Here is a 9,872-nt window from a genome sequence, read left to right as displayed (position 1 = left end):
GCGGCTCTCGCCCGCAAACATGATCCGAGTCCCGGCAACATGGTCGTCTGGCGCGGCATGACCTGCTTGCACGACATCGCCTTCGCATCTCCATTGGATCAAGCCGACGATGTGGGTAATCGAAAGCTTCACCGGAGGCGTACGAAACAATTAAAGTCAGCGCGGCTCGAATGGACGCTCCCTGACGATGATGTCTGCGGGAGGATTTTGAAAGATGCTGACGGTCGAACCGACGTTCTGGAAGCTTGATTCAAAAGATGGCGCTTCGACCCCGTGACTCTTATGAGGCCGGAAGCGTGCGGATCTCCATCTTGGCGACGGCAATCAGGCGACACGCCGTATACGTTGATGTAGACCAGCCGCCATCAAAAAAGGCATGTGCCGCTCAAGTCAAGACAACTTGAGCGAAAGACAACGATGGGCCACTCAACCGGCCCCAATCCCGAGTTTCGGTGGACAGGCTGTAAGCGGGTTTCACGACCTGGTCGATTGCCACGTCGGCAAAGAATGCACCGCATAACACTATATGTGATCGACAAACAAATTCGCAGCGAACGTAACAAGATTTAACAAGTCTTTAATTTACACGGTATTGCGCCGCCGCAAATCCGGTGAGACTCTAGGTGCTATGATGCACGGGGAGAATAGCCTCTCATCCACGCCATCTTTCAAGAGGTGGCCACAATGACTGATGAAAAGAAGGACTTGTTAGATGACTGAACGTTACATGCCGAACATGACAAAAAATCAGGTCGAGCTAATCCGTTCCTGGCACGACGAGAGCTATCAGAGGCAAAAGGCGTGCCTTCCGGAACGAATCTGGTTTATGGGACTAGACTTAACCATCGGACCGGAAGTGTTTTCTCCCAGTACGGATAACGAGACTGGCGACTCTTACCACGAGGCAATCGAGGCGGAAGTCAAGCCCGGTGAACGTGTGTTGGACATGGGCACCGGAAGCGGCGTAAGCGGAATCCTCGCAGCCCGCAAAGGAGCCCGCGTCGTTGCTGTGGACATTAACCCCCAAGCCATCGAATGTGCCAGGCAGAACGCTGATCGCAACGGCGTGGCAGATAAGATTACCTTCGCCGTGTCTGACATCTTCGACGAAGTCGACGGTGATTTCGACCTTGTTGTGTTCGATCCGCCATTTCGCTGGTTCAAGCCACGCGACCTGCTCGAAGCAGCCAGCACAGACGAAGACTACCGGGGCCTCACACGGTTCATCACTGAGGTCAAGTATCGACTGCGACCAAGCGGCCGGGTTCTATTGAACTTCGGCACGTCCGCGGACATCGACTACCTCCACGGTCTGATCGACAACGCGGGATTTCAGCAAGAGACGACACAATATGGAGAACTCACAAAAAGCGGCTTCACCTGCCGTTATTACATCATCAGACTGACCGCCTAGCGATAGTTATTCCGTCCATTGGAGAACTCCGGCCTGGGGCCTCTAAATAGCGCGGAGAAGAGCAGTGTTGAGCCTGAACAGAATAAGAGACTGTCCACCTCTGACTAGTGGAGTTTCTTTATACTCTGGACGTCGCAGCGAGTCCAGGGACACCATGATTGTCATCAGTTGCCGCGAAGTCTAAAGAAGCGGGTCTGCTCGTTCTGAGGTTACTGCAATGATGAGCTTATGTGTGCATTCCGAGGTTGCCCCGTTGCGAGAAGTTCTGGTGCACCGACCAAGTTTCGGTATCGATCGCATTACTCCGCAGAACTGCAAGAGCCTTCTTTTTGACGATGTGCCTTGGGTTAAACGCGCCGGAGAGGAACATGACATCTTCGTGGAGAGATTGCGCCACTTTGGCGTATTAGTTCACTCATTCGAGGAACTGTTATCGGAAACGATGGCGTCACCGGAAGCGCGTCGCTGGCTCCTGCACCGCCGTATAGATCACTCCTCGGTGGGGCAAGGCATGCTCGATGAGTTGAGCGGCTGGCTTGAAGAGATACAGCCTGACCAGCTCGCCACCTATCTCGTTGGTGGGCTTGTGGCTGCAGAAATCCCGTTCCAGCAACGTAGCCTGACGGGGCAAACGCTCATGCCGGAGGATTTCGTCCTGCCGCCATTGCCGAACCAGGTTTTCACACGAGACAGCTCATCTTGGCTATATGGTAGCGTCTCGATTAACACAATGTATTGGCGGGCGCGCAAACCTGAGGCTGCGAATGTCGAGGCCGTCTATCGCTTCCATCCCCGATTTCGAGACGCCGCCTTCACTTACCTATCGCCCAATGGAACAGATCTCGCAATGAGCCTGGAAGGCGGCGATGTGATGCCGATCGGCGGCGGGATCGTACTGATTGGAATGGGCGAACGAACAATGCCGCAGGCAGTCGAGGCATTTGCACGTAGCTTGTTCATGACGGAAGAAGTGACGCACGTTATCGCAGCGCTGATGCCGCGGAACCGCAGCTCCATGCATCTCGACACAGTCTTCACGTTTTGTGACCATGACGTCGTGACGACATATCAGGAGGTAATCGAGCGGTTGCAGACGTTTTCCCTGAGACCAGGCAATCCTGCGGGGGCGCTGGACGTCACCAAGGAGGCAAGTCCCTTCTTAACTGTGGTGGCCGATGCGCTTGGGCTGAAAGCTCTCCGTAATGTCCCAACTGGCGGCGACAACTTCGAGGCGAAGCGGGAACAATGGGATGGTGCCAACAATGTGCTCGCCGTCGAGCCGGGCGTTGTGATTGCTTACGACCGTAACGTACACACGAACGCGCTACTGAGGGCAGCCGGTGTGAAGGTAATCACAATCGGTGGCTCAGAACTCAGCCGCGGCCGCGGCGGAGTACATTGCATGACTTGTCCACTGGTGCGCAATCCGCTCTAACGACAGAGAAACTGCTTGTACTATATGAATACTGGTGACCAACCGCCAAGGCGGTTTCGCCATGTAGCGCACTAATAAATTTAGACTCGATCGAATATGAGTATTTTCCAGGCATCCGGCAAATTAACTGAGAGTTGTTCACTGCGTCACCAAGTCGAATAGCGATCTACGGAACGAAATTTAGAATACCGTCACGCCCTCGGGAGGACCGAGAAATATCTTCGACATCCTCGATGCGCTAGCAAGCCGACAGGAGTCTTCTCGTGTCACGACGTTCAGAATTCTCCGTCCAGTCTCCTTCCGCTGTGGTTATGATCCGACCGCATCATTTCACTGTCAATGCCGAGACTGCGACCGATAACCGATTTCAGGTAGCGGACCGTGATGGAAGGGACTTGTCGCCGCTTGCATATGCCGAAATCACGGTTGCCGCTACGCTGCTACAAGGTGAGGGTGTTGCGGTGCATTTGTTCGAGGACGAAGGCAGCGACACTCCGGATTCGGTATTTCCGAACAACTGGTTTTCGACCCATCCCGGAGGACAGGTATCGATCTATCCGATGAAGGCTCTAAGCCGCCGGCGTGAGCGTCGAAGTGACATTATCCAGATGCTGAAGCAATTCTATAAAGTGCAGGTGGTAATTGACTATTCTGGTCTCGAACCGGACGGGCTCTTCTTGGAAGGCACCGGTGCGATGGTGCTTGATCACATCGACCGCGTCGCATATGCTGTAAGATCCGAGCGGACAAATCCAATCGTGCTTCAGAGGTTCTGCAGCCAATTTAATTTTGAGCCCATGCTCTTTTCGGCGAAAGACCCCTCGGGAGCGGATATCTACCATACGAACGTGTTGATGTGCGTCGCAACCGATTTCGCCATGATCGGGCTCGACATGATTACTGACTCTATGAGACGGCGCGAAATCGTCGATCGTTTGGAAGGGACCGGCCGCCGGGTAATTGCGCTTACCGCGTTCCAGATTGAGAATTTCGCAGGGAATGCGATTGAGCTCACAGGCGAAAGCGGGCGCATCTTGGCCCTGTCGACCACCGCATTCTCGACATTGACGCCGGAGCAGGTCGCCATCATCGGCGAGAGCGCGCAACTGCTGCCGCTGGCAATTCCTACTATCGAGCGGGGGGGCGGTTCCGTCCGATGCACAATCGCGGGCGTGCATCTTACGCCACGGAGATAGAAGGGCACGTGTTCCATCCCCACGATATTTGCTCCGTAATCAAAAGGATCTCCGGCTTTCGGTAGCCCGCTTCTCTCACCGAATTTAGCGCCAGGCTCCGTTGTGACGCGGCGCGGCCACTGGCATGGCTTTGGAGTTCGAGGACGGGCGCGATCAGCGCCGCGGTGTTGCGACGTTCGGGTTCTTCAGCAATGTATCCTCTGTTGTTTGTGAGAAGGGTTCAGGTCCGGGCGGCGTCACAGAGCCGCGGCACGTATTCGGGCGTGAGCCAGGGCGAACTCCTCGGCATAGGGATACGCTGAGGCCATCGCCACCTTGATGCGACGAACCGAGACGCGCACCTGTGCGCATAGGCCGCATGATTGGCACCGCGCGTGGGCGCGGCGGGCTCTATGATGGCGTTGCGTGGTCAGGCGGCCTGCTGATCGGCGGGCCTGGCGGCTTCACGCAGGCGCTTCCATTGCCAGGGCAGTAGTTCGTGCAGACGCGAGGTGGGAAGATCCGCCAAGCGGGCCAAGACGTCGGCGAGCCAGGCTTTCGGGTCGACGTCGTTGAGGCGTGCCGTGGTGATGAGGGTAAGCATGACGGCGGCGCGGTCGGCGCCGCGCTGGGAACCGGCGAATGTCCAGTAGCGCCTTCCCAGAGCAATGCCACGCAACGCTCTTTCGGCGACGTTGTTGCTGAGGCAGATCCTGCCGTCGTCGATGAAGCGGGCGAAGTCGATCCAGCGCCTGAGCATGTAGTTCATCGGCTTCAGGACTTCGGAAGAGCGCCAGAGGGTATCGCGCTCGCGGAGCAACCAGGCGTGTCGTCGAGAAGGGTTTGCTCTTCTCTTGGCGCGCGGCAAACCGCTCGTCAGCGCTGCGGCCGTTGATGGCGCGTTCGATCTCGAACAGCGCGTCGATGGTTTGACCGCCTCCAGCGCGATCGGGGAGACCGGCTTTCCCTTCTTGCCCTCGCGGGCATTCTTCTCCATGTCGACCAGTTCGAAGAACCCCCGCCGCGCATGGGCGAAGCAAAATGCCGGCGTGATCGGCAGCACGTTTTTATGCGGGTCGACAGCGGTTCGAAGCCATTGTAGCAGTCGGCCTGCAAGATGCCGGCGAAGGCGGCCACTTGCTTCTGCGGGTTTCGCCACGCCGGTCGCTCGAGGCGTAATAGACTGCCGCTGGTGGTGCATGCCCATTGGAGGGCCGATCGTCCTGCACGTAAGTCCAGATGCGCCCGGTCGTGCACTTGTTCTTCCCCAGGATGCGGATGGCGGTGTCGTCGCCATGAAGGCGCTCGGCCGCGAGCACATGGCGCTCGATCAGATGGAAGAGCGGCATGACGGCGAAGGTTCCGTGGCCGACCTGATCGCCCAGCGTCGACACCGGCAGGTCGATCGCCTCAGCCTTGAAGCGCGTGCTCTGACGGTTGAGCGGAGTGTGCATGCCGAACTTGTCGAACAGGATCGTCGCCAGCGACTGCGCAACGATGAAGCCGCGTGGCGTAGGATGGAACGGCGCCGGCGGCTGGCTGATCGCCTCGCAATCCCGGCAGGTGAACTTTTCGCGCACCGTTTCAATCAGCTTGAAGCGGCGCAGAATTTCCTCCAGCGTCTCGGTCACATCCTCGCCCAGCTTCGACAGCCGCGATCCGCCGCAGCGGGCGCAGGCGGCGGGAGGCTCGATGACGACGCGCTCGCGTGCGATATTCTCCGGCCAGGGCTTTTGCCCACTGGTCGCTTGCGCGTGAAGGAACGCACGCTCTGGGTCCTCGCCGCCGCAGCGGCCGCGGCAAGCTCATCCTCGGTCGCCGACGTCACAAGGTCTTCAAGTTGCAATTCCAACTGTTCAATCGTGAGCGTCACGAGCACCCATCTTGCGGGCAATGCACTGGCGAGATTTGCCGCTGATTCCCGAGGAGCGCAGGCGCATGGAGTGGGACGAGCCTGATGCCAGTCATCAAGACAGGCATGAAGAGGGTCGCTATCGCCGGATCGAGGTGATCACCGGCCGGCGGCGGCGGCGCAACTGGACGCCGGCGGGAAAGGCTCGGGTCGTCGCGGAGAGTGCGGAGTCGGGCGCCAACATCTCGGCAGTCGCGCGACATTGGGGCGTAAGTCGTGGCCTTCTTTCCGTCTGGCGGCGACAGGCGGGGCTGGTGCAGGCGAAAGCGGCTGCGGAGACGACGCCAGCCCTGCAGTTTGTGCCGCGGCATGGTTCTGGCTCTCGAAATGGGTCGAATCCGGGCGCTTCACCTAGCCACCGATCCGCGACGGCCAGGTCCGGCTGACGCGCGAGGAGTTCGCCCTTCTGGTGGCCCGGCCTCGACTGGACGAAGTGGCGAAGAAACACGTCAAAAAACCGGTCAGAGCGGCGTGAAGTGACTGGATTTGCTGAAGATTCGGGGCTGCTTGGTAGGGTTGATCATGTCGCCCCGCCCTGATTCGTTGCCATCGGATCCTGCCGAGCTGCAGAGAATCGTTCTGGCTCTTGAAGCCGAGAACGCGGAGCTGCGCGTCTATGCCGATCTGCTCCAGCAGATGATCTTCGGGGCAAAAATCGGAGAAGCTGGCCGTCCTCGATCCGACGCAGATCGCGCTCGATCTCGGCGACCTCTGCGAGGTGCCGGTCGCGGCCAATGACGATGCCGCCGAAGACAAGGATCGTCCGCGACGCAAGCACCGGCCCGCGGTCATGCCGCAACCGGCGACATCATCGCCCCGATCCGGGACACAACGGGGGTGAACTCCCGTCTGGACGACGCGGGCGTCGCCGCCGTTGCGAAGGCGATCGTCGCCATCCGCTCGTACTTCATGCCAAGCGAGTCAAAGCGGCCCGCATCGGAATCCTGCCTCTGTCAAGCAAGGACCGCCGTGCGGTGCTCGTGACGCTTACTGATGACAGTGAGACGCCGCGCGAGTGCCACTCGGGCTTTCTTCAGGCCGCGGCGCTTCGAGATTTTCAGCGCCCGGCGGCAAAGCCAATCATCTCGCGCAAGAGATCGGAATCCGGAGTCTTCTCCACGATCGCGCGCAGGTTCATCATGTCGTCGGTCATCGATGGTTCCTTCGAATCAGGTTGGTGTCAGCAACCCGACCTTACTGGCGAACTGTCGATGACCACCGCAAAGCCGCTCGCTCGCTACAGCGCTATCGAGGGCACGCTCGCGAGCGGCTTAGCTACCGCCGAGCTACACCACCTGTGGGGACGCGACCCTTGCTCGCCCGCAAGTTCAGATCGGTTGAGCTGCGTGCCGGACTTCCGATCAAACCATGCCAGATGCGGCACCCCTCGAAATCCCCGGCCTGTAGCGAGCCATCTTCGAGATCAACGGAAGGATGCGCGACAAGCTATTCAAAGAGGCGCCTATTGTCGAGTCCGCGACACGGTGCTTTTGGCCAGCGTCATTCGGCACTGTCATCTAAGACACTGAAAAGGTTTAGAAGGCCCTCCTGAAGCCTTGTCTGCTCAGTTGGCACGGTTTTTGAAACTCTGTTCTCGCTATCTCGCAGCAGTTGTCGGCAGAAACTCATGTCCCGGCTCACAAGCCTGCGAGCGCGCTAGGCGATTCGTCTGTTGCCCACTTGGCAGTTGACGGCGGACGAACTCGCCAACATTTGACAGAAATGCACGCAAGCGAGGTACTTGAAATATGTTGATCGTTGGTTTTAGTGGCGGCCCTCGATATTCAGAAATAAACGACGACTTTTCGAAACTCTCGCCGCTGTTCTTTCATAATGCGGCCGCTGCGGTTATCAAGGGTAGGCTGCCACTCTTTGCTGTCGAAGAGGAGAGGCTATCCAGGCAAAAGCACACCAATCGCTTCCCCGCCCTAGCAATGAGAGCCTCGATCGACGCCGCGCGTTGTTCGATTCACGAGATCGACAAGTTCGCGTTCTTCTTCGGCGAAAGTTATTTTGATTCCGAGTTAGCCAAAGAGGCCGCGACGTTAGGTATAGAGAAAAAAACGGGAGTGCGGGACATCCTGATGAACAATATATCGCAGGCGTTCGGGGTCGACATCGACCGCCAAAAAATCGAGTTCGTCAGGCATCACCATGCCCATGCCGCCGCAACGTATCTGGCGTCAACTTTCACAGAAGCTCTGGTTCTTGTTGTCGATGGCGAAGGAGAGAGGGAATCGCTGAGTATTTTTCGTGGCACCCACGGAGTTGTCGAAGAAATCTATAGTTATCCTGTGAAGTGCTCCCTCGGACACTTTTACCGGTATGCCACTCAACTTCTCGGGTTTTCGATGTTCGATGAATACAAGGTGATGGGGCTCGCCCCGTATGGACGATCTGATAGGTATTTCGGCCCCGTATCTAAGCTTTACATGTTTAATCCTGATGGATCTTACGACCTCGATATCATAAGACTTGGCGATATCGCTTATAGCCTTGGCGTTCTCGGTCGGGCAGAGCCAGGCACGCGGGAATGGCAACGAAAAGCTCATTTTGCCGCCGCGATTCAGAAATTGCTAGAGGTCGTTGTCATTGACGTTCTCTCTTGGTGGCAGGCTAAATTGGAGTTGAAAAACGTATGTTTGGCAGGAGGTGTTGCGCAGAACTGCGTGATGAACGGGCTCATTGCTGGCACGAACATATTTGAGAATATTTTTGTTCATCCCGCGTCGCATGATGGTGGTGCCGCTCTCGGTGCGGCCCTCTACATAGCCAGTCAACAGAAAAAAGAAGAAAAAACTAACATAACCCTATATTCTCCCCTCCTTGGCCCAAAACTCCCTGAAAATGACGACGTTCGCCGGGAGATAGAGTTTTGGGTAGGGGGGATGAGCATTGTTGAGTGCGGTGACGTCTTTGAGGCCGCTGCCGACAAAATTGCTCAGGGTAAAATAATCGGATGGGCGAGAGGCAGGTCCGAGTTTGGGCCGCGTGCGCTTGGCAACCGAAGCATACTTGGAGACCCTCGACCTCAAGAAAATTGGCAACGGATTAACCTGGCAATCAAGCAGCGAGAGAGCTTTCGCCCGTTCGCGCCAGCGGTGCTTGCTGAGGATTTTGAGGACTATTTCATCCCTCTGCCATCGAATCCAAATATGGAGCATATGGTATTTGTTGCCAAGGTGCGAGAAGAGAAGCGCGCTGAACTTGGCGCCGTCACCCATGTCAACGGAACGGCGAGAGTACAAGTCGTCACGAGAACCTCCAGCCCAGACTTTTGGAGGTTAATATCGTCATTCAAGGCAACAACCGGCTGCCCCGTGCTTCTTAACACTTCTTTCAACAATCGATACGAGCCGATTGTGCAGGATGTCGCCGACGCCATTCAAACATTCTTGACGACTGATCTCGATTACCTGTTTATAGAGGACAACATGGCTGCAAAAACAGGCAGCTTAAGTAGTCTCATCGCAACATGTATTCTAAAGCTAAGTGACGCGGCGTGGTTAGAGGAAATCACGGCTGCCAAACAGCAGTGGGCCGTCCTGAGACGGGCACCAAGCTACTCTCGTCAGTTGAACAGCTTGCACCTCATACGATATTTGAGTGAATTCGGTGGCCGATTTTCGCAGGTTGCGGATCTCATCGACTCCGCGCCGGACGATCGGGACAAGCTCATCGACGAGGTATTCTTGCTCTGGCGCGAGCGCTTTATCGATCTGCGACCAGAATGCCGCGCAGATGGCTGAAATGATGACTCTTCAGCAGCTCCGACATCCGGCGGCCTCAAGGACCGCAACATGCTGTAAAAAAGGCACTCGCCACCGGACCGCAGCTGTGAAGCGACGTGTTAGCCTGAAAATTCACGGTGGGTTGGCGGATGTGGTTCAAGCCGTTGAAATGACGTAGGATTTGGTTGCTAAGGCCGATCCGAAT

General features: G+C 57.0%; 8 protein-coding genes and 1 pseudogene. 7 read left to right on the top strand and 2 right to left on the bottom strand.

Annotated elements, in window-relative coordinates; genetic code table 11:
• The 4 genes from NKJ28_RS32655 to ctlX all read left to right on the top strand — a co-directional run.
• Positions 1-249: hypothetical protein (locus NKJ28_RS32655; RefSeq protein ID WP_352638557.1), on the top strand; the 249-nt coding region annotated here is incomplete at its 5' end.
• A 463-nt stretch (positions 250-712) separates the two neighbouring features.
• Complete coding sequence (locus tag NKJ28_RS32650; protein ID WP_352572645.1) at positions 713-1,414, top strand: methyltransferase; 702 nt, start codon at positions 713-715, stop codon at positions 1,412-1,414.
• Between the two features lie 217 nt (positions 1,415-1,631).
• Positions 1,632-2,849, top strand: a complete 1,218-nt coding sequence (locus NKJ28_RS32645; RefSeq protein WP_352638555.1) for an arginine deiminase — start codon at positions 1,632-1,634, stop codon at positions 2,847-2,849.
• A gap of 311 nt (positions 2,850-3,160) precedes the next feature.
• Positions 3,161-4,045 (top strand): citrulline utilization hydrolase CtlX, encoded by an 885-nt coding sequence (gene ctlX / locus NKJ28_RS32640; protein ID WP_352572655.1) that lies wholly within the window; start codon positions 3,161-3,163, stop codon positions 4,043-4,045.
• 409 nt (positions 4,046-4,454) lie between these two features.
• On the opposite strand, the gene NKJ28_RS32635 is transcribed toward ctlX, so the two are convergent.
• Together NKJ28_RS32635 and NKJ28_RS32630 are read right to left on the bottom strand one after the other, a co-directional pair.
• A complete protein-coding gene (locus NKJ28_RS32635; protein WP_352638554.1) occupies positions 4,455-5,087 on the bottom strand; it encodes an IS66 family transposase in 633 nt (210 codons plus the stop codon).
• Positions 5,088-5,091: 4 nt separating this feature from the next.
• Positions 5,092-5,655 carry an IS66 family transposase gene (locus NKJ28_RS32630; protein WP_352638553.1) on the bottom strand — a complete coding sequence of 188 codons (564 nt, stop codon included), beginning with the start codon at positions 5,653-5,655 and terminating at the stop codon, positions 5,092-5,094.
• Positions 5,656-5,917: 262 nt separating this feature from the next.
• Here NKJ28_RS32630 and NKJ28_RS32625 point away from each other — a divergent pair, with 262 nt between their 5' ends.
• The 3 genes and pseudogenes from NKJ28_RS32625 to NKJ28_RS32615 all read left to right on the top strand — a co-directional run bounded on the left by NKJ28_RS32625 (position 5,918) and on the right by NKJ28_RS32615 (position 9,685).
• Positions 5,918-6,322 carry a transposase gene (locus NKJ28_RS32625; RefSeq protein WP_352638559.1) on the top strand — a complete coding sequence of 135 codons (405 nt, stop codon included), beginning with the start codon at positions 5,918-5,920 and terminating at the stop codon, positions 6,320-6,322.
• A 272-nt stretch (positions 6,323-6,594) separates the two neighbouring features.
• Positions 6,595-6,777 (top strand): annotated as a pseudogene (locus tag NKJ28_RS33125) (hypothetical protein); the annotation flags it as partial.
• 907 nt (positions 6,778-7,684) lie between these two features.
• Positions 7,685-9,685, top strand: coding sequence for a carbamoyltransferase family protein (locus NKJ28_RS32615; RefSeq protein ID WP_352638551.1), 2,001 nt, complete (start codon positions 7,685-7,687; stop codon positions 9,683-9,685).
• Positions 9,686-9,872 lie beyond the last annotated feature (187 nt).

Origin of the sequence: Mesorhizobium sp. M0145 (assembly GCF_040322355.1) — a bacterium.
Classification (GTDB): Bacteria; Pseudomonadota; Alphaproteobacteria; order Rhizobiales; family Rhizobiaceae; genus Mesorhizobium.
This window is presented reverse-complemented; position numbering and strand designations above follow the sequence as displayed.

Excerpts from the sequence above, each read along its gene's own strand:
- NKJ28_RS32615 (WP_352638551.1), top strand. The coding sequence starts at position 7,685 with ATGTTGATCGTTGGTTTTAGTGGCGGCCCTCGATATTCAGAAATAAAC.
- NKJ28_RS32625 (WP_352638559.1), top strand. The coding sequence starts at position 5,918 with ATGCACTGGCGAGATTTGCCGCTGATTCCCGAGGAGCGCAGGCGCATG.
- NKJ28_RS32650 (WP_352572645.1), top strand. The coding sequence starts at position 713 with ATGACTGAACGTTACATGCCGAACATGACAAAAAATCAGGTCGAGCTA.
- ctlX (WP_352572655.1), top strand. The coding sequence starts at position 3,161 with ATGATCCGACCGCATCATTTCACTGTCAATGCCGAGACTGCGACCGAT.
- NKJ28_RS32645 (WP_352638555.1), top strand. The coding sequence starts at position 1,632 with ATGATGAGCTTATGTGTGCATTCCGAGGTTGCCCCGTTGCGAGAAGTT.